The organism is Myceligenerans salitolerans, assembly GCF_017349295.1.
GTDB classification, from domain to species: domain Bacteria; phylum Actinomycetota; class Actinomycetes; order Actinomycetales; family Cellulomonadaceae; genus Myceligenerans; species Myceligenerans salitolerans.
The window spans coordinates 63,520-84,758 of sequence record NZ_JAFMPK010000045.1; the positions used below are offsets into that span (position 1 = coordinate 63,520).

Consider the following 21,239-nt stretch of genomic DNA (forward strand, 5'->3'; position numbering starts at 1 on the left):
GCACTCTTCCGTTGTACGCAGCATTCTTGGGTCTGATCTGGTCGTTCGCCCGAGGGGAAGGACCGGCTCGGCCTGCCTCTCCCAGGGTCTCGCCCGCCGAACGGTCACAGCCGGGACAGCTCCGGCGGCCGCTGTCGCAGGGCTTGCCTGTCCGACAGCCGCGCTAGGTTCTGCGGCATGGGAGCTTGGGGAACAGGACCGTATGACAACGACACCGCGATGGACGCAGCCGCCCTACTGGCCGACGGCCAGTACTCGTTCGACGACCTGGTCGAGATGTTCGACGACGACTACATCGAGCACGACGCCGGCGCCGAAGCCCTCATGCTCGTAGAGGCCACACTCGCGACCCGAGGCCTGCGCGAGCTGCCTGTGACCGAAGGGCTGACGGCCGAGTCGATCAGCGCGGTGGTCGACGACACAAGGGCAGCTTGGCTCGTCGAACACGCCCCGCGCGTCCTCGGGCCTGGTTCGGAGGAGTTCGAGCTGTGGTCCGAGTCGGACAGCTTCAACGGGTGGGCCGAACGAGCTATCAGGTCGGTGGCAGAACTCCGCAACATCCTGACGGCCGTCGAAGGCCAGGGCTCGCTGCTCTGATCAGGTGCTCCACGCGGTGGTCGTCAGGCTGGCGTCGGACCGGGCTCAGGTGGCGAGACGGAAGGCACGCGGACCTGCCCCGCTTGCAGGTTGCCAGGTTGCCCTCGGCGGCCTGGACTCCGCGCTCGTCCGGGAAGACTCTCACCCCGACGGCGACCCGCGCGGGATCGATGCCGTGCTCAGCCGCATGCGCCCGAACCTCGGGATACCTTCGGATCGGTCGCGACGACATCCCCGCGCAGCTCCGCCGCGACGTCCTCGTCGAGGCCGGTCATCGATGCGCGATCCCCACCTGCCGACAGGTGCCCATCGAGCTCGCACACATCGTGCCGTGGTCAGTCGTCAATAACCACTCGTTCGACAACCTCATTGCGCTCTGCCCCACATGCCACGCCCGCTACGACGCCCCCAAGTCGCCGATCGATCGGCAAGCAATGAAGCAGTACAAGGCGAACCTCAGCGTCATCAACCAACGATACGGAGACCTGGAACGCCGCGTACTGCTCCACTTCGCGGATCGACCTGACGAGGACACGATCAACCTACTCGGCAACCTAGAAATCCTGCTCATGTACCTCATCCAGGACGCGCTCCTTGAGCCGTTGCCCAGAAAATCCGCGATGTTCGTAACCCCGGGGATGCTGGAACAGCCATACCGACTTACGGCCGAAGGCCGCGTATTCGTGCAACGCTGGCTTGCCGCCGAGCCGCTCGGCAGCAGTTGAGTCCTCAGCGGGCTGGCGCTTGGCCATTTCAGCATGCCGACAGGTCGGCGATGCCGACAACCGGCACAGCATCGGAGTCCTCTCAACGGGTCTCGCCCACCAGGCCGTCGTCCTCAGTCAGGTCGGTGTCGATGTTGAGCACCGCCACGGCGGGGTCGAGCTGGGAGGCCAGCACCGCGGCGTTCTCCGCCAGCCGTCGTCCGGATCGAAGGCGAAGATCGACGGGCCCGCCGTAGACGAGCACTACCTCGTCCGCGATCGCGAAGGTGATCGTTCCGCCGCGACCGAGGTGGCTCACGATTTCCTTATGGATGCGGCGGCTCGTACGCTCCTGGCTTCGGTCGGTCTTCGCGTTGCGGTAGTTGCTCGCGCGACGGCGGATGGAGACGGACTCACCGACATAGATCACCCGGGTGCCTTCTTCGTCCCGCCCGAAGTCGAAGCGGTAGAGCCCTGGCCGGTCGGGGAGCATGGGGAACGCAGGGATCCCGTCCTCATCGAGCGTTACCTCTCCGGCCAGCAGCCAGGTGAACCGAGCCGCGACGTCGACCTGGTCCAGCGGTTCCAGCGCAGCAACATCGACGCCCACCCGTCGCGCCGACCGCATTCGCGGCGCCGCACCCCTTGTGTCTGTGCTCCTTACGTCGCTACCGACGGTGAATCCGAGTTGGGGAAGCCAGCGGCGTGCTGCCTGGGAGTTGAACCGCGTGCGGGCGACACCGGTCGCGATCGAGATGACCTCCTTGACCGGCCAGCGCATACCGTCGATCTGGACCCAGTACTCACTGATCGGCCCGGGTACGTGCCCATCGAGGCTGGCTCGAACCATGTCAGGGGTGAGCTCAAACGTCTCCGCGTCCAACGTAAAGTACATGTGCCCGTTCTACCCCATTGCCGACATGACGCCGATGCACGCTGGAGCCAGCGCACCCGGTGCGGCCGGCCCGGTTCACCGGGTGACCCGATGAGCGCTTCGGCGGGGCGCTGCGCCCACGTAAAACGGGCATCGTGCGCATAAGTCAACCGTTGACGGGGCTCCACAGTGCCTCGAACCGCCAGCCTTCTCAGGCCGGGTCGAATCTCCACGCCTTCCGGCGGGATCACGGCATGTTGGTACGGTGTCTCTGGTGAGAGCGTCAGAAGCGCGGAATGCTGCGGATCTCGGTCTTCCAAGAGCCATTCTTTCGTACCGGGCATTGGCCGTCAATTACTGGCGTTGTCGATCAACGACCGTGTGGATCTGCCGTGGACTCAGGCATCCGCGACCGCCCGTGTGGACGGATGGTGGATCGACTCGAACCGCAACCCTCAGCCGCTCGACGACCATTTCGATTACGGGGCATCCCCGGCGCGACGTGACCCAATTGCTGACCCTGATCAACTCCCTGCCCGCGATCCGGGACAAGGTCGGCGGGCCCTGGCGCATGCCCCAGATCCTGTACGCCGACCGCGGCTATGACTACGACAAGTACAGCCACAGATCCGCCAGCGCGCCCGCACCCCACGTATCGCCCCCCGTGATGTCGCCCACGGCTCCGGACTGGGCACCAAACGCTGGGGCGTCGAACGCGCCTTCGCCCGCCCCACCAGTTCAAACGCGTGCCCACCCGCTGCGACATCCCCGCCGACCTCCACCACGGACTCGTGCACCTGGCCAGCGCCGTGATCTCCTGGCGCGAGCTCCGTGCCCGGTCGTTCTGAAATGAGGCCCTATGGTATGTGTTGTGCCTACCAATGAGCCTGTCCGTCTCTTCATCGGTTCGTCGAGCGAAGGGCGTTCAATCGCACGCAACCTTCAAGCCGAGTTGGAGAGCCACTCCGCCTGCGAGGTCACTCGCTGGGACGTGAACGTGTTCGAGCCAGGCGGGTACGCCCTGGATTCGCTAACACGAGAAGCCCAATCGGCTGACTTCGCCGTGCTTGTTGCCACGGCTGACGACAAGGTGCAGAGTCGCGGGCTTGAGGAGCCATCCATGCGGGACAACGTCTTGCTGGAGCTAGGCATCTTCCTCGGGGCCCTTGGTAGGAAGCGCGCATATCTACTGGCGACGAGCAGGGACCTTAAAATCCCTTCGGACCTTCTGGGACTCACGAACTTGCCCTACCAGAATCGGAGCGACGGAAACGAGCGCGCCGCTGTCAACGCTGCAGTGCTACAGATCGAGCAGCAGATCCAAGTCCAAGGACCTCGCACGCGATCCAGCCGTGGAGCCAGTGGTACCAGCAGAACAGCTGACGCCGTTGCTCTCGATCTGGAGGTAGACCTACTCTGCGCCAGCGCCGTGGCGCAGGGCTGGACAGTGCGGACCAACAGTCCGACGACCCTGAGGCTCCGCAGCCCGCGGGGACGTGCTCACACGCTAACGAAAGGGAAGCCGCACGCTACCCGCGTAGCACTGCGGCGCTTCGCAAGGGAAGTACGGGCGGACGGCCTGCGAGTGAACGACAGCGTTCGCAGGCCCGTGGACGAGTCGCCGCACTAGCGCCGAGGCGGCGTGTCCCCCTGCGCTGGCTGTGCCATGGCGGCCCTGGCCTGCAGGGGGACGGCGCTCCAACTCGGGCTCCACCGAGAGCCCCTGAGGGGAATGCTGCGCCTCGTTCGCTGTCACCGAAGGTGGTGAGGGCGCTTGCCCCGTAACCCGCCACCTGGGCGGTGAAGCCCACCTATGGCTCTGCGACGGAGCCAGCCTACGTGATCGACGCGAATCACCGTTGTCCGGCGCGCCGCGAGACTGGGCGGGACCACCCGGTGGCCCTGCCCAATGTCAGCCTGCTCGCCGTCGGTTGTCGATCACGACGAGCAGTGCCCTGCGGAGTTCGTTCAGGTCGATCGAGATCAACCTGCCGACGCGCTATGCGCGCACGGATCCATCTGCGATACGCCGACGGATCGTCTTGACCGAGACGCTCAGCTGGCTGAGCCTTCCCCGACCGAGTTCATGGCTGCGAAATGGCGTGCATTGGAGCTGGAAGGAACGCTCTACGAACGACGCGAGGGGAAGCGCGCCGAGGCAGGGAAGACTGGCGTAACCCCTCGTCCGCCGCATAGATGGGGGGCGTGCTCGGGACAGTCAGTTGAGTCTCAGTAGGGTCTCGCCAGCGCGAAGATGTTTCGGCGGGCCTGTGCACGCTGAGAGTGTCGGCAGCCATCACGGGGCGTGACCTGCTATCTGTTGGCCATGACGACTCACGCCGCCGCGGCCAGCGACGAGAGAACCGCGCCTGGGCAAGAGGCCGCGCGTGGCACGAGTTTCGATTCGATCCTGACTCTGGCGAGCGTCCTGGACGCGACGCCCGGCTCTCACGCTGTGTTGCTCGGGGCCGGGATTTCGATCTCGGCGGGCGTGCCGTCGGCCTGGGGGGTGCAGCAGGAGCTGATCCGGCGCATCGCCCGCGCCGAGGCTGCCGAGCTGCTGGAAGAGCCGCACCAGTGGTATGAGAAGCGGTTCGGTGTCGAGGCAGAGTATGGCCCGCTACTGGAGATGTTGGCGTCGACTCCGGATGCCCGTCAGGCACTCATGCGCGAGTTCTTCGAGCCCGAGTCCGTCGACCCAGAGGCGCCAGCGCCCAAGCCAAGTTCGGCGCACCGCTCCCTGGCACGTCTGGCCAAGACCGGCAAGCTTCGCATATTCCTGACCCTGAACTTCGACCACCTGATGGAGAAGGCGCTGCGCGAGGTGGGCATCGAACCGGTCGTCGCGCGCACGGTCGAAGACCTCGCCGGCCTGCCGCCGCTGCATACGCTGCGAGCCGTTGTGGTGCACCTGCATGGCGACTACCTCTCGCCGCTGGCGATGCGCAACACTGACAGCGAGCTCGCCGTCTACGGTGACGGCCTCGACGACTTCATCGCACGCGTCCTACGCGACCACGCGCTACTCGCCGTCGGCTGGTCCGCTGAGTACGACAAGGCGTTGCGTGCATTGGTCGATGCCCACCTGCTGGAGCGATATACGTCCTACTGGATCGACTACGCCGAGCTACAGCACGAAGCATCTGCGCTGGCAGACCGCAAGAAGTTCGTCCGAATCCGTGGGACGGCTGATGGCAAGGTCGGCCGCCTGGCAGATGCCGTCGCTGCGATCGCCGACCGGCAAGCGCGACACCCGCTGAGCCTGACGGAGGCTGTCACGACCGCGAAGCGCGAACTGGGCGGCAACCGGGTCGCGATCAGCGCTCACGACCGGCTACGCGAGGAACTCACCCGCCTGCGCGAGCATCCAGACCTGCACCGGCCGATCACTGAGTTGGGCCGAGAGAGCTATCCCCAGATTGTCGGCCGACTGATCGAGGCGAGCCTGATCCCAGCAGGCTTGGTCGCAGCGGCGGTGTACTGGGGAGATGAGCGGACGGACCGATGGTGGTTCGACGACATGCGCCGATTCTCCGCCGACCGGTCCGAGGACGGCGTTGTGCGTTTGCTGGCGTTGCCTCGCCTGTGCGGGACGATGCTGTACCAGGCTGCTCTCGTCGGCTCGGTCGCTGCTGGCCGATTCGCGTTGTCGAGGCAACTGCTGCATGCGACAGCCGAACGACACTCTGATCAGGACAAGACGCTGAGCCAGCAACTGCTGGCGGCAAGGAACCATGCCGGCAACAATGCCCCCTCCGCGCGGGCACTCAAGGCGCTGTATCCGATCTTCGTCGAGCACCTCAGCCTGGGTGAACGCGCCTACGAAGAAGCGTGGGAACTGGCCGACGTTCTCGCGATGGTCGAAGGCCTGGGCGCCGACGCATCACTGGATGCCCGACGAAACACGCTCGCGGCGGAGCGGCGCAAGGTGGCCGACGCACGGCGAGAGATCGCGGAAGCCGACAACGATCACGTAGAGCATGCGCGACAGCGGCTCCGTGAGGCACTGGAGGACGAAGCCCGTGCACTGGAGAAGTTGGCCTACCTCGCAAACGTGATCGGCGCTCATGTGCGGTACACCTCGCGCCTCGGAGATCACGGTGTCGCCCCCGCCGTGGAATGGCTGCTCTCCGAGGTGCGACGCGAAGGCCTGCAGCATCCCCTGGTACAGGCAAAGTTCGGCGACGGCACCCCCGAGGGCCTGAACGTCGTGTTGGAGGCCGTCTCCTTGGCAGTGGGACGACTCGGTACTGAGCGGGCGTGGCAATCTCTACCACCGGGAGGCGGTGCCATTCCCGGATACCTCTGGGTCGACACACAACAGGTGCCAGCCCTTTGAGACCCACGCATCGGCTCGGCGCGAGATCACGAACGCTCGATAAGACTGCGCTGCTACCACAAAGAGCTTTGAGTCAAATCCGGTGCTGGAATGTAAATGCCACCCACGTGCCTCCCCAGCATCTCGAACCAGGGGGCAGACCCAACTCCCTCATCCCTGGGCGCTGAGCCGAGTCTCGCCTCGACTCGCTTGCTCAGTCCGAGCGTGTTTGAGCGACAGGAGGAAGAGCGGGAAGATGACAGACGCGAGCATGTTCCAAGCCCAGTTCGACAGCACGGCTGCCGGGATTAAAGTCACGAAGGTGACTGCGAGGAATTCGACGGCGGAGGCCCAGTAGCGGAAGCGGCGCCGGACTTCCCAGCCCTCGTTCGCGTCGACCTCAAACTCTTCGAGCATCTCGGCCGGCGCCTGGCACAGGACGCGTACCTGGAGACCGCAGTAGGCCCACTGGAGCGAGCAGAGGATCAGCGCTGCCCCGCACACGAGCAGGCAGGTCATCAGATCAGGGTCACCGTCAACACGGCTGGCAATCCATTGCGCCACGCCGGGCAGTCTCATCGCGAAAAGCATGAGCGCAATGCCGCAAGCAAGGGCGACGAGCGACACGACGTAGTGCGTCACGGTCGTCTTCTTGAACATGCTGGTGAATACCGTGATCGGGTTGAAGGGGTTCACTCCCAGTGCCGAGGAGCTGACGAGGAAACAGCCGATCGCGGCGAGTAGTCCCAGAATTATGAGAGCGATGTGTGCCCCGAGTCCCAGGATCGCAGCGAGTCCGACGATTACGAGCGACAGGGTCCAGTTGGGTCGCATGATGACATCCCATATTCCCCGCACCTCGCGCCACAGCCGCCTCATCGCCGATCGAGACCTCGCCATCTGCTCCCTTCCCTCGGCCATCGACGTTGGAGGTCCGACTCTTCCGGAACACCTGCGATGACGCAACGAAAGTTCCCTAGCCCGTGATGCCGGGCGTATCCATCACGGGCCAGGGCCACCACCCCTCTTGGTTCGCCGAGGCACAGCGGATCGTGTTGTGGGTACTGGCCGGTGAGGTGTCGATCGCGGAGGCCGCTCGTAGGAGCAGGTGTCCGAGCAGTCGATCAGACGGTGAAAGGCTAGCTTCCTGGAGGCCGGGAGGGCCGCGCTGCAGCCCAGCGGCACAGGCTCAGGTGCACAACCACACTAGATTCTAGGTCGAACCGCGTCCGCGATCTTGATGGCGATCTGTTCGAGTGTGTTCTCTTCCGTCGAGAGGCCGGAGCGCGACGCAAGGAGAGGGCTCTCGTCGCGGAGCGCTTCGAACGATGTCCCGTCTACGACTGGAATCACGCGGTCGGTCGCCAATAGGGCTGAGAGCTCCTTGTCCGCGATGCCCTGGGAATCGAGACGATTCAGCATGTTGGGTGTGACGAGGACTACGCCAATGTGCGACATCTTGAGGCCTCGGTCGATCTCCCGGATCAGGCTCGTCCCCAGAGCAACGTCCTTCTCGGAGAACCAAACCGCGACATCAAAACTCTCAAGAAGGTCATGGAGGGTCTTGGCGACGCCCTCGCGGTCATCCCAGGCATGGCACAGGAATACATCCCGACGGTCTGGGTGCCTGGACGCCTGTTGTTCAGCTTGCAGCGCGATCGGCGCTAGCGACATCTGTTCCGACGGCGTGTACGTCACCCTCGGACGCGCGCGACGAGCGGCTGCCTCCAGTGCCCTGCTGGCGCTTTCCAACTTCTTCACGCCCTGATCAACCTGCGTGATCGCTCGACGCTGCGCGGGCGTGGGTGGGGCGGGAACTCGCCTTTGACTCACTCGAACCTTCGCCTGGACGCGAACTGTTCTCGTGCCCCTAACTCGCCTTACTGGCATGAATTTTCCTAATGGCTCGTCTTTGAAGTTCTCTGTGGGTGATTCCGCGAGCTTGGCACGATCCCGCGCACCCGTCAGGTCGATCGTGCCCTTGATTTCGAGGTAGTGGCGTTCAAGTCGATCGTCGCCAGCGGCGATGGCATCGACGAGCACGCGAGTAACCCGTTCGCCTCGTGGCACCTGCGACGTATCCAGGGGCGGAACACCCGCCGATGCCATCTCTACACTGCCGTCTTCCACGCCAGACCTCCCTACGCCGGGTCACGATCCGCTCCAACGGTAGGCGAGGACACTGACACTGCCGCAGGGACCGCGTCGTCCGCGCCGCGCTCGCCCCCGAAGGCTTGCAGCAACGCGCGAAGGGCCGAGATCTCGACGATCCACGGATGGGGCGCGACGCGCTCGTCCTGCTCGGCCAGAGCGCGGATCGGGTCGGCGGGGCAGGGCGGACACCTCTGGGATAACAATGCCCGCCCTGCGCCAGGACCGGACCGGCACAGCCGTCACCCTGACGCTGCTCCGAGAGGTCGATCTGTCATGTCCGATGCTCGTCCGACCGATCCATTGTCCGCGATCTTGCAGGCGTCCGCCGACCTGATCAGCACCACGCTGGAGCAGATCGAGTGGGCCGAGGACGAGATCGACGCTGCGATCAGACGACACCCGGACCAGAGTGATCTCCTGTATCACGGGTTCGGGCTCCTGATACCCACGCATCGGTTGATGGCGACCGAGTTCGTGAGCCGTTCGCACTACCGGGAGCTCCTGGACCGGCTCGCGACCGGTCAGGACACCCGACCCGGTACGGCGGCCGAGGTGTGCTGCGCGTGCTGCGAAGCCAGTCTGGCCACTCCGTTGAGCTCGCCCGCTGCTGGCCTCTACTTCCGGATGTGGGAGGCCGCGTTTCCCGACATGCCGCCGGCCAGTGACCTGACCCAGCACCACGAGGCACTCGAAGGTTCCTCGATCGATGCCCTGGAAGCCACCAGCAGGCGAACTCTGGCACGCAAGGACCGCGTCGTCGGTGAGATCTCCTGCTCCGGCATGCACCACGGGGAGCCCGTGCCCTGCGCCTACGCCGCCACCGGAACCAAAGCCTCCTGCCTCACAGAGCGCACACAACGACCTCTACCTGACCCGGCGCCCGCCCAGCACCCCGCGGCCCTGGCTGTGGACGGCACACCTGCGTTCCTCTTCGAGCTGCCCGACGAGCCGAGTCCGGACGGCCTGGAGTTGTGAACTCACTCGCACCGAAGGGGCCGCGAATGCTCGAGCCGTACTATGCCGACGCGACCGTGATCTTGTACCACGGAGACGCGGCAGCGACACTCGCCCGCCTGAAGTCGCAATCGGCCGCCTGCATCGTGACGTCGCCGCCCTATTTCGGGTTGAAAAACTATGAGGTAGAGGGACAGCTAGGTGCCGAGGACTCGCCGGCCGAGTTCGTTACAGCGCTCGTCAGCGTCTTCCGCGAGGCGCGGCGAGTGCTAGCCGATGATGGCACATTGTGGCTTAACTTGGGTGATTCGTACGCCGGCTCCTGGGGCGCGCAGGGCAAGGCTGGACAGGGTCTGCACGGCACGGTCACTGAGCGTGGCGGGAACCGTCTGCGCGCTTCGGGCACGGGCTCGATCCGGGCGGGTATGCCGTCGGCGAAGAACTTGATCGGCATTCCGTGGCGCGTCGCGCTCGCGCTCCAGGATGACGGCTGAATTCTGCGCAACGACGTCATCTGGTCCAAGCCCAACGGCATGCCGCACAGCGTGACCGACCGGCTCAACAACCGGCACGAGCACGTCTTCCTGTTCTCCAAGGCGCCGCGCTACTGGTTCGACCTCGACGCGATCCGCGAGAAGTACGACGGAGGCCGCGCGCCGTCGCGGCGAGCCCGCAGCGGTCACGCGAACAAGCCGAACACGATCGCTCGTCCCTGGGGCGGCGTCGCCGCGCCTCAGCCTCTCATGGAGGCGACGGGTGTCGCGCACACCGCGGTCCACGAGCGCGGACGCAATCCCGGCGACGTGTGGACCATAGCCACCCAGTCGTACGGGGAGGCTCACTTCGCCACGATGCCGCCGGCGCTGGCCAGGCGGTGCATCCTCGCCAGTTGTCAACCCGGTGGCACGGTGTTGGACCCGTTCTCCGGCTCAGGCACCACGGGTCTGGCCGCGACCGAGAGCGGCCGACGCTTCGTCGGTATCGATCTGAACCGGGACTACCTCAAGCTGTCGCTGCGTACGCGGCTGCAGCAAGGAGTACTGGATCTGGGGACGAGCACGTGGTGACGGCAGGAGGTCTCTTGAATCTGGCTGCGCCCCGCCAGGGCGCCTAGCCCACACACGGGCTGCGCCCGTTCGCGGTCGGCGCCATCGTGCGATCAGACGCCCGACGACCAGCGCGACGACACTGAGAGGCCCGGCAATGGCGAACTTGGTCATGTTCCACAACCCCCAGAGCATCCCGAGGATATAGATGTCGTTGCCGCTGGTCGCATGCTCGAAAAGCACGACACACAACGCGTGGAACGTTCTCGCGAGGGCTGCGGCGGGCATGCCCCAGGCGCGGTTGGGACGTCGGAACATCCACCGGATTAGCAGGCTGGACGGCATCCAGACCATCGGTAGACCCACGGATCTGCTGTGGCCTGCTCTACCGGTTTGGCCGGGCTCAACGTTCGAACGTGTCTGGTAGGTCAGGAAGGTTGACGGCGGCAGGACCGCCGGTCCGCCCCCGGGATGCGTTGCGGTGTATCTGGCCCACTCGGGTGTCATGGTTCTTGTCTCCTTCCTTCGGTGTTCGTCTGTTCGGCGGTCGGAGTACCACGGCTTCACATGTCGGGGTTCGGCTCCGCGTCTCGGTGGGCCGTTGGTGCTGTGCGGGGCTCGTCGGGAGCGTCGCGGTGTACCCGGAGGATGTGTGTGCCTGACCGGGTGGCTCTCCAGGCGCCGCGGAGCCCGAGGTCGGTGGTGGCGTAGGTGTATTCGGACGCGGTCAGTGCGTGTTCGACCTGCCGCATCGTTGTCCCGATGGCCGCCGGAAGGCGCGCGGCCAGGCGTGCGGTCGGCCGCTCACCGCTGGAGACGGCCAACAGGTGGCACGCCGTCAGCGCATGCCCGTCGCCGTGGATGGCATGGACGACGACGTCGGGCCCGGGTGGGATCTGGGTGATGGCGGCGCGGATCTGAGCGATCAGCGCATGGAGGTCGACCGGCCGGGTCATCGGGTCGTTCCCGTGTCGGGGAGGTCGAGCCGAACGTGGAAGCTGTCACGGTCGCGGACTAGGACGGCTGTCAGGTCCTGGGCCCGTGGGGCTCCTGCGGCCCGCCATGCCGTCTCGAGCGCCCGAAGACGGTCGACGGTGGCTGTGGCCTGGGGCCGTGTGATCAGTCGCGTGCCGCAGAGCATTGCCACGTCCGCTGCCCCGTCGCCGTCGCCGTCGTTTGCGGTGGCGCCGAGGCCGATCCCGGTACCGATCTCGGTGGTCGCGGTGAACAGGCCATCGGGGTTGGTGGCCAGGATCCAGTTCTTCAGGTGGGGGTACTCGCTGACGTCGTTGGTCCAGGTGGTGACCTGCCCGGTACGTAGCGCTGTCAGCCACGCGCGAGCTGGGGCCGGGCGGGCGTGGGTGGCAAGAGCGTAGAGGTCGTCTTGGACCTGCACGGTGCATGTCCCTGTCGTGGTGACGGGCTCGGCCTCGTACAGGTCGGCGTAGGCGACCACGTCGAAGCGGCCGCAGGTTCGGGTCACGATGACGCGTACCTCGGTGGCAGGGAGCCCGGCCAGCGTGGACCGGGTGACCAGATGCCCGTCCTCAGACAGAGCCGCCAGGGTAGAGGAAGGCAGCGGCCGGGTGTCCGGGGCGTCGGGGCGCCCGTGGGTGGAGTGCTCATCGGGTGACCGCCAGGGCGTGAAGGACGTGGGCGGCGCCGTGCTGGTCGACAGGCGCGGTCACGAGGTCGGCGGCGGCGAGGAGCTGATCGCTTGCTTGCCCCATGGCCACGGCGGTGGCGGCCCACGCGAACGCGGGCAGGTCGTTCAGGCCGTCGCCGACCCCGATGGTGGCGTCGCGGTCGATACCGATTGTGAGGCATCCCTGCTCCAGCGCGGCGGCTTTCGAGGTGTTCTTCGCGGTAGGCCGTGTCATTGCTGGAAGAGGCCTTCCGACCGACGAGGGTGCATGTACGACCTGGTGGGTTGGAAGGTGACGGGGAGTTGGGGTGCGGATCGTGACCACAGTGAGGTGCCGTAGCCGAGTTCGTCTGCTGGGACGGTGAGCCGCAGTCCGGGCAACCGGATCAGCACTTGCTCGACGGCGACTTTGACGATGATCCTCGAGAGCCGGTCGGCCGGGCAGCGGTGCGGCCCGGCACCGAATGCGAGGTGTGCTCGGCTGTCGGCGCTCCAGATCTGGTCGGCGTCACGATGCACCGAGTGCGTCGCTTCGGCGACGGCGGTCACGACAGCGTCGCCGCGACGGATGGTTCGTCCGGCGATCTCGGCGTCTGCGGTGGCGAACCGGCATGGGGTGTTCCATGTGGGTGAGACATGGACCAGGACGGCGTTGAGTGCTTCGTCGACGCCGAGCCGTCCACCGGCCACACGTCCGGCGAAGTTCGCGTCGGCAAGCAGGTGGGCCAGTGTCGTAGTGGTCCAGGCCACCGACATCTCGTGCCCGGCGGACTGGATCATCTGCGCGGTGTCGAGCAGTTCAGTGGCGTTCAGGCCGGCCGGGTGGTGCACGATCGTGGACAGCACGTCGCCGGTGGGGTGGACCCTGCGGCAGTCGATCTCGGTCTGCAGCATGGTGTTGAGCGCGAGGAACGCGGGCATGGCGCGTTCGGTGCCGGAGAAGATGTCGCTGGCCCAGTGGAGCATGTCGGCCGCGCGTTCGGGGCCGAGTCCGTACATTGCGGCGACGGTGAGGGCCGGCACGAGTGCGGTGTAGCTGGGGACCAGGTCTGCGGTGCCGTGCGGGGCGACGTCGTCAAGGATGCGATCGCAGGCGCGCCGGACTTCGCGTGCCAGGAGGCGTTCGTCGACGCGCTCGAAGGTGTCGTCGACCACGGCGCGCAGTCTGGTGTGTTGGTCGCCGTCGGTGTAGTAGGCGTTGGAGCGGGGTGAGAAGAAGGCGTGTAGACCCGTCCCGGGCCGGACGCGGCCATCGCTGAACGCGCGCCAGCGGGCGACGTTGCGGGTGAACGTGGCCGGGTCGCGCAGGACCCGTACGACGTCGGCGTAGTCCAGGACCAGCCACGCGGGGACGCCGTCGGATAGCTCGACGGGGGCGACCGGCCCCCATGCCTCGCGCAGGGTAGCGTAGATCGGCCCGGGGTCGTGGGAGGCGGTGGTGGCGGCCAGGGGCGTCAGACCGGTCAGGTCGTCCAGGCGGACGCCGGTCCAGGGAGATGCGTGCACGAGTCGTCGTCCTCGCAAGGTCGATCGGTGAGGTTTCGGGCAGGGGGCACCTGCCCGGGCGCTCGATAGGGAGTACTCGGGCAGGCGGTTGGGGGTGCGGATCTTCGGTGTGTTGGGGTTGGTCAGCCGAGGCGGACCGGGACACGTGCGTGCCCGTCGGTGATGAATCCGGGGTTCGCGAGCAGATCGGCTGCGGGCTCGGCCAGGGTCAGGTTCGGGAACCTGTCGAAGAGAGCGGGTAGCGCGATCGCGGCTTCCAGGACGGCCAAGGGTGCGCCCAGGCAGCGGTGTGCCCCGTGTCCGAACCCGAGATGGTCTTGTCGGGTGGTTCGGGTCGGGTCGAACACGTGCGAGTTCTCGTGCACCTGCGGGTCGCGGCCGGCGCCGGCGAACGAGGTGAGGATCGCCTCTCCGGCGGCGATGGTGAGGCCGTCGATGACGATGTCCTCGGTGGCGTAACGCAGCGGAAGGTTGGCAGCGGGGCTGCGCCAGCGCAGAGTCTCGTCGATCACGTCCTCCCACGAGATGCAGCCCTCGCGGGCAGCAACAAGATGTTCCGGATGGGCCAGGAGCGCGACGGCGGCCTGGTCGAGCAGGTTGACTGTCGTCTCGTAGCCTGCGACCACCAAGACGCGCACGGTCTCGATCAGTTCGTCGTCGCTGTAGCCGGCGCCGTCGTGGGTGGCGCGGATCAGGGCGCTGGTCAGGTCGCTGGTGGGCTTGTGCCGTCGGCGGGTGATCAGTTCGGCGACCGCCATGTTGAGGTCGCCGAACCGTTCAGCGAGCTGGTCGGGCGTGATCGCGGTATCGAACAGCGCGTCGGCGCCCGAGCGGATCGGAGCTAGCAGGTCGTCCGGCACGCCCAGCAGGGCACCGATCGTCTCGATCGGGATGGGGAAGCAGAACGTCTCGCGCAGGTCCGCCGTCGGGCTGCCGGGCTGGTCGAGGCGGCAGGCGACGTCGTCGAGGGTGCCGGTCACGATGTCCTGGATCATCGGCTTCAGCGCGTTGACGCGGTGCTGGGTGAACGCACCGCCCGCCAGCCGTCGTAGCCGTCGGTGCTCGCGGCCGTGCGCGGTGAACATGCCCGACTTCGCAATCCACGGCATGAGCGGCCAGTCGGGCGGCACGTTTCCTGCGCGCAGGTCGGCCCAATGCTGGGCGGCGTCCTTGGAGACACGCTGATCGGTCAGCAGGCTGGTGATCACCGCGTAGTCCGTGGCCATCCACGCCGCGAGACCGCCGGGCAACGCGACCTGGACCAGCGGGCCCTGGGCGCGCACGCGCTCGATCTCGCCGTGAATGTCGCCACCGGTCGGGTCCAGGGTGAGAGCAGGTGAAGGGGTCATCAGAGGGTCACCTTCTGTGGGTTCGACGTCGTGTGAGCGGACTCGGCATGTACGGCTCCGTACGGCCAGAGGGAACGCGGCCACCGTCCATCCTGGCTTCCCGGGCTGATGCATGCGGCGGGTCGAAGGGCAGCAGGTCCAGCTCGAACCAGACGGTCGGCGAACCGGGCGGCTGAATGCGGCGCCAGCGTCCGCGGGGACCCGGATCGATCGTGGGAAAGGCGAAACCGGCGTTCGCTGCGGCTTGTTCGATCAACTGCATGTCCAAGCCCACCCCGGCGGGCAACTCGCACAGTCGCCGCAGGCTCGGAGGCTGCCCGGCCATTCCCCACAGCTCGCACGCGTCCAGCGCCGCACTACGGCCGCGACGGACAAGGATCCTCGGAGCGTTCTTGTTGGCCGAAAGCCCACTCATACCGAGACGGATCTGCTCGTTCAGGTCCCCGACCTGCCTCGCGACCTTCCGGTTCATTCGCATGGGCGCATCACGTCCAACGTGTAGCTGTTGTCGTTGCCGTCCACCCGCCACTTGGGCCGGGAGTCGTCGGTCTGGGGGTAGATGAACCCGGCCGCGACGACGGCACGTTCCAGGTCGGGCATCGCGAAGCCGGCCGCCACGTCGATCGGTCCGCGTGGTTCCCACGCCGTGCATGGTGAGGACGTGGCCCAGATCTCGCAGGAGGCCAAGGTCGAGCGGGTGTCGGCCAGCGTGACGCGCACGGCCACCACGCCTCCGCGCAGCATCCATCCGTCCACGCGGGCCGAGAGCGTCTCCACCAGTCGCGTCCACGGGTCCGACGTCGCCGCGCCGTTCTCACCGGACGTGGTAGCGGCGGTCTCGGCCGCGACGTCCTCTTCGCCTTCGACGACGCTCATGATGCCCCTGCTCCCGCTCGGACCGGCAGCGGGCGAGCAACCCGGTTGGACAGGACCAGGGAGTCGAGCCACGAAACGACGCCTTCCTCCTGAACCGGCCCGGCCACGTAGTTCGCGGCTTCCTGCACCTGCCGGGGCGCGTGCCACATGGCACAGCTCCAGCCGGCCTGACGAATCAGGGGCAGATCGTTCTCGCCGTCCCCCGCGGCGGCGGTGTCGAATCTGTCGATCCTCCACCGCCTGCTCAGCCGGTCGGCGTCAGTCCACTTGGACACGTTGCGTCGGGTAACATCCACGTGGTCCAGACCCGCGGCATACGCCGTGTATCCGGCGTCCACGAGGTCAGGTACCAGGCCCGCGGCGCCCGGTGCCCGGACGACCGCCCGGGTGACCTCACCGTCCGACCAGAGCTGCTTCGCAGGCACAAGCTCCTGTTCACCGGAGAGCTGCCCGGGCGCAAAGCGCGTGTTGACCCGCCATCCGACGCCGGGAACCTCGACAGCCATACACACCTCGCGGTGCGCAGCCATCGCGACGCTGAATGCGCCACGCGCGTCGAACGTGCGCTGATCCAGGAGCTCGAACGGGTTCCGCCGGTTGCCGGTGATGACCCCGGTAACCGCTCCGTTCGATGCAATGAAGAAGCATCCCCGACCCATGCCGAACTGCTCGGCGACGGGCAGCACGTTGTGTACCGGCCTGCCCGTGGTCAGCACCACCTTGATCCCCCGGGCCATCACGTCGGCCACCGCCCGACGAGTCCGATCCGGCACGCTACTCGTCCCGGCCGGGAGCAAGGTGCCGTCAATGTCGAGGAACACCACCTTGACCGGGCGGCGGGGGATGGACTCACGCGGGCTGGTCAGCATGTCGAACTCCAGTCGTCGTAGCGATAGCTCAGGGCTGTACCGGCGACGTGTCGGGGACGACGCCGGTACAGCCGGATCAGGAGGCCAGGCCGGTGGGCGCGGTTCATGCTGGCGCCCCGCCCGGCCGGCGCAGCCGCGCGCGAACGTGGACCTCGAACCCGGCCACGTCGCCGGACCAGTTGGTGAAGCCCGGAGTGAGCAGCGGTTGTCCAGCGGGGACGGGCACCCCAGCAGTCGCGCGATCTGCTCGCCGTCGGCCAGGTCGACCGGGGACAGACTGATCCGGCTCCGGGTCAACGTGACCGCCTCGACGCGATCCAGACCGACCTTCGCCAGCGCTTCACCGACGACGTCCAACGCACGAACCAGCGACTCGGAGCTCCGCTTGAGCTTCCTCATGGCTCCTCCTCTCGGCGCGGCCCGCACCCGTGGCTCAGGTCAGAGCGGCACGCCTGATTGATGCGTTCCACTCTTGCCCGGCCTGATGCGTGCGAGGAGGGCATTCAACGCACCGGTGCGCGGCAATCTGTTGCCCGCCGTTTGAGCGGGAAGTGCTCCATAGCATTTCTCCCAACCGTTGCCATGGCATGATCGGCGCGTGGTTTTCCTCAAGCTCTCGGACGAGTGGTGGAGTCGTGATGGTTCGGACCCGCACGCTGATGACAATTTCGCGGTAATGCTTCACGAGATCGAGTTGAAGCTGAGTCCCGACCACGAGTTGGCGGGGCAGATCGTGCGCGTTGAAGCGCGATTCGGGCCATCGGATGACGTCATCGTCAGCCTGATCGATGGCACATTTGCGCTGGTCCACCCGACATGGACAAGCCGCGTGGAGTCGCCACCGTGGCCGGAGACGACTCGCCTGGGCGATGCGGTAGCCGCCTCAGAGGCAGTTGCGATGTGGGAGCAGTGGCGATGAGCGCCAACGACGACCCTCATGGAGGCCCGGCTCCGTCAAGCGATATCTCCCAGACACTGACAGGGCAGGATGTTGCCCGTGGAGCACCTCGTCGACCTCGATGTCCTCGCTGACCGGCTGCTACCGGTCGTCGAGGAGTGGAAACGCACGACCTTCGTGGGGCCGCTGACCTGGCGTGACGAAGCGCCGGGCTGGCCAAAACCGATCACGGCAGATCGCTCACACGTCATCGTTCCGGAATCGCTGGGGCTCAGACTGCGCAAACACGCCCTCGACGACGAGTTCGAGATGGTTGTTTGGGCGGGCGGTTGGGCAGACGTGGACTGCCTGCTTGACGGAGAGATCTACGCCTTCTGCCCCGAGTTCAGGGACGTCGACGGGGCCTACCGTGCGGTGATCAACGAGGTCACGGACTTCCTCGCCTAGGATCACGGCCTTGATCCCACGGCGGCGCAGCATGGACCGGTTGCCGCGCGATGAGTAGGCCTGTCCCGGAGCACGACGTCGGGCGGTACTCGGCGAGATGCGCCCGCTCATCCAGCTCCGGCTGACGTCGGACGGTGACGCCCGACGAGCGCCGCCACAACGATGTCGCGCAGCGGCGAAGTGACGACGTTGTTGGCGGGCGATCAGCCCTTAGGCGGAGTTGGCTCCCCGTCGATGAGGTAGGCGGTCGCGTTCTTCGCTCGGGCGTCGAGCGCGGCATCGATACGTGGTGCGACGCGGGCCGGCAGCAGACGCTTGCAGTGCTCCGGGTCGTGGACCCCGAAGGTCTCCAGCTCGTCGGTGTCCATGCGGATGTGGTGCGCGTCGGGGAGCCGACCGCCGTCGAAGACGAAGTTGATCAGAGCCCGGGGGCGTGGCCCTGCCGGTGAGGCCCAGTCGATGACCAGGAGGTCGCCGATGGGCAGCGTCAGGCCGAGTTCTTCGGACAGTTCGCGGACTGCGGCCAGGTGTGGCGTCTCGCCCTGTTCGACGTATCCGCCGGGGAACGCCCAGTGGTCACTGGTAGTTGGGTTTGACCAGGAGGATGCGCCCGGCGTCGTCGGTGAAGAAGAGCGCTGCGGCCGCATGGAAGCTCGCCAACTGCGCGTACCACTTCTCCGGCTCGACCCACGTCATCGTGGCGACTCTACCGATGGGCGGACAGCGAGACATAGTCGTGGGCGCGGGCGAGGAAGCCAGCCACGGGAGAAGAACTGCGGTAGCTGGACAGGCGGCGTGCGAGATCGGTGATCCGGTCGCCGACCCGGCGCGAGCGAAGGTTTCCGGCGATGTCGAGGGCATGGTGGCCGAGCTGGCTGGCGCGTTCGGGGTCGGTAGATGCTCCGGTCGCGTGGACGCTGGCGATCAGCGCGGTGTGCAGGGCGTTGGTACGCACACTGTCTTCGCGCAGGTCCAGGGGCTTGGTCCGCGTAATTGAGGGCATCCTTGGTGCGGCCCAGGTCACGCAGACTGCGTATCGCGGTCCCGGCGAGGTGCCCGCGGGTGAAGTAGCCGGCCCAGGCTGGCCTGTCATCAATGTCGGAGGTTCGCTCGATGGCGTCCTCTGCTCTGGTGAGCGCATCGATGCAGGCGCGGGCGTCAGCGTGTGCAGCAGCCTCGGCGGTGTGGAGGCGAGCCATCACGACGGGTAGGACGCGGCAGCTGTCGACCGCCGCTCTCGCGAGCCGTACTGCCTCCCCGGGATGCTGGAGGTAGACGGCTTGCGTCGACATGTTCGCCAGGACATGCGCGCCGAATCCCGTATGGTCTCCCGCCTTGGCCAGGCGCAACGCCTGGACGAACTGCCGCTGAGCCAGACCGTGTTCACCAGCGTCGTAACTCATGAAGGCTAACTGCCCGGTCAGCTCGGCGGCAGCCGCGAACAGCTGCCGTCCAGTGCGATCGTCGTAGGTGCCGTGGAGCATCGGCTCGACCTTACGGTGCAGCCACCCCGCCAAAGAATGCCTGAACTGGCTTCCGCCGTGACGGCGATCGAGTTCCAGGAACTGCACCTGCCGTATGCGTAGTTCTTCGACCTCGGCCGGCGTGACACGCCGCGCACCATGATGCGACGTGTCGTGATCGCGAGGATCGAACAGCGGGGCTTCCCCCCGAATGGTGGACACCTCGGTGTGTTAACCAGCAATCGGCATTGTAGTGGCGAGGTGAGTATTCTCGAAATCGATTGGGCTCATGTAGTCGCAGTAGGAGTGTCGTCGTCGCGTGTTGTAGCGGGTGACCCACCGGAACACGGACTTCCTGCACTCCCGGGCCCCGTTCCAGCGGCGTTCACCCTGGAGAGTCTCGCGCTTGAGCGCGGCGTTGAAGCTCTCGGCCAGCGCGTTGTCGGCGCTGGTCCCGACCGCGCCGCGTGACAGGGTCAACCCGTGCCGCCCGGCCGCGGCGAGGAAGTCGTCCGAGCAGTACTGACGGCCGTTGTCGGAGTGGAAAATCGCCCCAGCCAACGAGCCTCGTTCGCGGGCGGCCGCATCGAGGGCCTCGATGACCAGGGTGTCGCGCATGTGGTCGGCGATCTGCCAGCCGACCAGGCGCCGGTTGAAGCAGTCGATCACCGTGGCCAAGTAGAGGAACTGCCCATCCCCGATCGGCAGGTAGGTGATGTCACCGACGTACTTCCGGTTCGGCGCGTCGGCCGTGAAGTCGCGTTCTAGCAGGTCAGGGACCTTCGGGGCGTCCTTGGCCGGGACCGTGGTGCGGACCTTCTTGCGCAGGTGGACCCCCACAACCCCGTGCTCGCGCATCACCCGGGCCACGCGCTTGGCGTTCACCACGACCCCGGCGTCGCGCAGCTCAGCGGTCACCCGCGGGGACCCATAGGTCCCATCGAACTGCGCGGTGATCGCGGACGCCTTCGCGGCCAGATCGGCGTCCGCCGCCACACGCTCGGCCCGACGATCAGCGCCATCACGCCACTTGTAGTAGGAAGACCTGCCGATCTGCAGGACCTCACACAGCCGCTTCACCCCGTAGGTGTCATGGAACTCGGCGACGAACTGGAAACGGCTCACCAGGTCGTCTCGCCCGCGAAATACTTCGCCGCCTTGCGCAGGATCTCCCGCTCGGTCTCCAGCAGTGACTTGTCCGCCCGCAACCGCTTGACCTCCGCGCGCAGCCGCTCCAGCTCCTCAGCCGCCGTCTCAGGCACCCCCGCCCCGCTCGACCCACCGCCGTCATCGGCCCGACCAGCCGCCGTCGGCGACGTCACACCAGCGGCCTGCAACCACCTCGACAGGGTTCCCTCGTGAACTCCCAGGTCAGCAGCGATCTCCTTGATCGTCGCCCCCGGCGTGGAGGAGTACAGCTCGACAGCGTCGGCCTTGAACTCCTCCGGATAGAACTTCCGCACCATGACGGTGAACTCGCTTCCTCCGGACCAAACCAGGTCCAGTCTCTCGCGTGTCCACTACTCAGGGGGAAGCCCC

22 protein-coding genes and 2 pseudogenes are annotated in these 21,239 nt (G+C 66.6%); 9 read left to right on the plus strand and 15 right to left on the minus strand.

Features of this window, described 5'->3' with window-relative positions:
* Window positions 1–177: 177 nt before the first annotated feature.
* Together J0911_RS12705 and J0911_RS12710 are read left to right on the plus strand one after the other, a co-directional pair.
* Complete coding sequence (locus tag J0911_RS12705) at window positions 178–597, plus strand: DUF4259 domain-containing protein (RefSeq protein WP_278186807.1); 420 nt, start codon at window positions 178–180, stop codon at window positions 595–597.
* Window positions 598–881: 284 nt separating this feature from the next.
* On the plus strand, window positions 882–1,322 hold the full coding sequence (locus J0911_RS12710) for an HNH endonuclease signature motif containing protein (RefSeq protein ID WP_372434878.1): 441 nt from the start codon (window positions 882–884) through the stop codon (window positions 1,320–1,322).
* Between the two features lie 82 nt (window positions 1,323–1,404).
* Here J0911_RS12710 and J0911_RS12715 read toward each other — a convergent pair whose 3' ends face one another.
* A complete protein-coding gene (locus tag J0911_RS12715; RefSeq protein WP_207275837.1) occupies window positions 1,405–2,184 on the minus strand; it encodes a hypothetical protein in 780 nt (259 codons plus the stop codon).
* A gap of 850 nt (window positions 2,185–3,034) precedes the next feature.
* Here J0911_RS12715 and J0911_RS21300 point away from each other — a divergent pair.
* A complete protein-coding gene (locus J0911_RS21300; protein ID WP_372434877.1) occupies window positions 3,035–3,805 on the plus strand; it encodes a TIR domain-containing protein in 771 nt (256 codons plus the stop codon).
* Between the two features lie 696 nt (window positions 3,806–4,501).
* Window positions 4,502–6,514 (plus strand): SIR2 family protein, encoded by a 2,013-nt coding sequence (locus tag J0911_RS12725; RefSeq protein WP_207275839.1) that lies wholly within the window; start codon window positions 4,502–4,504, stop codon window positions 6,512–6,514.
* A gap of 150 nt (window positions 6,515–6,664) precedes the next feature.
* On the opposite strand, the gene J0911_RS12730 is transcribed toward J0911_RS12725, so the two are convergent.
* On the minus strand, window positions 6,665–7,327 hold the full coding sequence (locus tag J0911_RS12730) for a hypothetical protein (RefSeq protein ID WP_207275840.1): 663 nt from the start codon (window positions 7,325–7,327) through the stop codon (window positions 6,665–6,667).
* Between the two features lie 372 nt (window positions 7,328–7,699).
* A complete protein-coding gene (locus J0911_RS21155) occupies window positions 7,700–8,623 on the minus strand; it encodes a toll/interleukin-1 receptor domain-containing protein (RefSeq protein ID WP_207275841.1) in 924 nt (307 codons plus the stop codon).
* Window positions 8,624–8,920: 297 nt separating this feature from the next.
* On the opposite strand from J0911_RS21155, the gene J0911_RS12740 reads away from it, so the two are divergent.
* Genes J0911_RS12740 through J0911_RS21310 form a run of 3 tightly spaced genes read left to right on the plus strand, consistent with a single transcriptional unit; the run spans window position 8,921 to window position 10,668 of the window.
* Window positions 8,921–9,622, plus strand: a complete 702-nt coding sequence (locus tag J0911_RS12740) for a hypothetical protein (RefSeq protein ID WP_207275842.1) — start codon at window positions 8,921–8,923, stop codon at window positions 9,620–9,622.
* Between the two features lie 26 nt (window positions 9,623–9,648).
* Window positions 9,649–10,095: a DNA methyltransferase gene (locus J0911_RS21305; RefSeq protein ID WP_207275843.1), complete on the plus strand. Its 447-nt coding sequence runs from the start codon at window positions 9,649–9,651 to the stop codon at window positions 10,093–10,095.
* A 3-nt stretch (window positions 10,096–10,098) separates the two neighbouring features.
* Window positions 10,099–10,668 (plus strand): DNA-methyltransferase, encoded by a 570-nt coding sequence (locus J0911_RS21310; RefSeq protein WP_372434879.1) that lies wholly within the window; start codon window positions 10,099–10,101, stop codon window positions 10,666–10,668.
* Between the two features lie 542 nt (window positions 10,669–11,210).
* Here the strand turns inward: J0911_RS21310 and J0911_RS12755 are convergent.
* The 7 genes from J0911_RS12755 to J0911_RS12785 form a co-directional block, all read right to left on the minus strand.
* Window positions 11,211–11,603 carry a hypothetical protein gene (locus J0911_RS12755; RefSeq protein WP_207275845.1) on the minus strand — a complete coding sequence of 131 codons (393 nt, stop codon included), beginning with the start codon at window positions 11,601–11,603 and terminating at the stop codon, window positions 11,211–11,213.
* Window positions 11,600–12,130, minus strand: coding sequence for a hypothetical protein (locus J0911_RS12760; protein WP_207275846.1), 531 nt, complete (start codon window positions 12,128–12,130; stop codon window positions 11,600–11,602). The genes J0911_RS12755 and J0911_RS12760 overlap by 4 nt, the downstream gene beginning before the upstream one ends.
* A gap of 139 nt (window positions 12,131–12,269) precedes the next feature.
* Window positions 12,270–12,527, minus strand: coding sequence for an HAD family hydrolase (locus J0911_RS12765; protein WP_207275847.1), 258 nt, complete (start codon window positions 12,525–12,527; stop codon window positions 12,270–12,272).
* Window positions 12,524–13,798, minus strand: a complete 1,275-nt coding sequence (locus J0911_RS12770) for a cytochrome P450 family protein (RefSeq protein ID WP_207275848.1) — start codon at window positions 13,796–13,798, stop codon at window positions 12,524–12,526. The genes J0911_RS12765 and J0911_RS12770 overlap by 4 nt, the downstream gene beginning before the upstream one ends.
* A 122-nt stretch (window positions 13,799–13,920) precedes the next feature.
* The gene (locus tag J0911_RS12775; protein WP_207275849.1) at window positions 13,921–15,147 is read right to left on the minus strand and encodes a cytochrome P450 family protein; all 1,227 of its coding nucleotides are present in this window, start codon (window positions 15,145–15,147) and stop codon (window positions 13,921–13,923) included.
* A 468-nt stretch (window positions 15,148–15,615) separates the two neighbouring features.
* On the minus strand, window positions 15,616–16,023 hold the full coding sequence (locus tag J0911_RS12780) for a hypothetical protein (protein ID WP_207275850.1): 408 nt from the start codon (window positions 16,021–16,023) through the stop codon (window positions 15,616–15,618).
* Window positions 16,020–17,291 carry an HAD family hydrolase gene (locus tag J0911_RS12785; RefSeq protein WP_307865064.1) on the minus strand — a complete coding sequence of 424 codons (1,272 nt, stop codon included), beginning with the start codon at window positions 17,289–17,291 and terminating at the stop codon, window positions 16,020–16,022. The genes J0911_RS12780 and J0911_RS12785 overlap by 4 nt, the downstream gene beginning before the upstream one ends.
* Before the next feature lie 199 nt (window positions 17,292–17,490).
* Between J0911_RS12785 and J0911_RS12790 the strand changes: the two genes are divergently transcribed.
* Both J0911_RS12790 and J0911_RS12795 read left to right on the plus strand, forming a co-directional pair.
* Window positions 17,491–17,811 (plus strand): hypothetical protein, encoded by a 321-nt coding sequence (locus tag J0911_RS12790; protein ID WP_207275852.1) that lies wholly within the window; start codon window positions 17,491–17,493, stop codon window positions 17,809–17,811.
* A gap of 78 nt (window positions 17,812–17,889) precedes the next feature.
* Window positions 17,890–18,237: a hypothetical protein gene (locus J0911_RS12795; RefSeq protein ID WP_207275853.1), complete on the plus strand. Its 348-nt coding sequence runs from the start codon at window positions 17,890–17,892 to the stop codon at window positions 18,235–18,237.
* Window positions 18,238–18,440: 203 nt separating this feature from the next.
* Here the strand turns inward: J0911_RS12795 and J0911_RS20455 are convergent, their stop codons facing one another.
* From J0911_RS20455 to J0911_RS12810, 5 genes and pseudogenes are all read right to left on the minus strand, one after another.
* Window positions 18,441–18,605 carry a hypothetical protein gene (locus J0911_RS20455; protein WP_242636687.1) on the minus strand — a complete coding sequence of 55 codons (165 nt, stop codon included), beginning with the start codon at window positions 18,603–18,605 and terminating at the stop codon, window positions 18,441–18,443.
* A 9-nt stretch (window positions 18,606–18,614) separates the two neighbouring features.
* Window positions 18,615–18,767, minus strand: a pseudogene (locus J0911_RS21315) (NUDIX hydrolase); the annotation flags it as partial.
* A 176-nt stretch (window positions 18,768–18,943) separates the two neighbouring features.
* Complete coding sequence (locus tag J0911_RS12805; RefSeq protein WP_207275855.1) at window positions 18,944–19,261, minus strand: hypothetical protein; 318 nt, start codon at window positions 19,259–19,261, stop codon at window positions 18,944–18,946.
* Window positions 19,262–19,265: 4 nt separating this feature from the next.
* Window positions 19,266–19,922, minus strand: a pseudogene (locus J0911_RS21355) (NsdA family TPR-like regulatory protein); the annotation flags it as partial.
* Between the two features lie 9 nt (window positions 19,923–19,931).
* A protein-coding gene (locus J0911_RS12810) for an IS3 family transposase (RefSeq protein ID WP_372434853.1) occupies window positions 19,932–21,166 on the minus strand; the annotation gives its coding sequence in 2 pieces (ribosomal slippage) (window positions 19,932–20,839 and window positions 20,839–21,166; 1,236 coding nt in all).
* Between the last annotated feature and the right edge of the window lie 73 nt (window positions 21,167–21,239).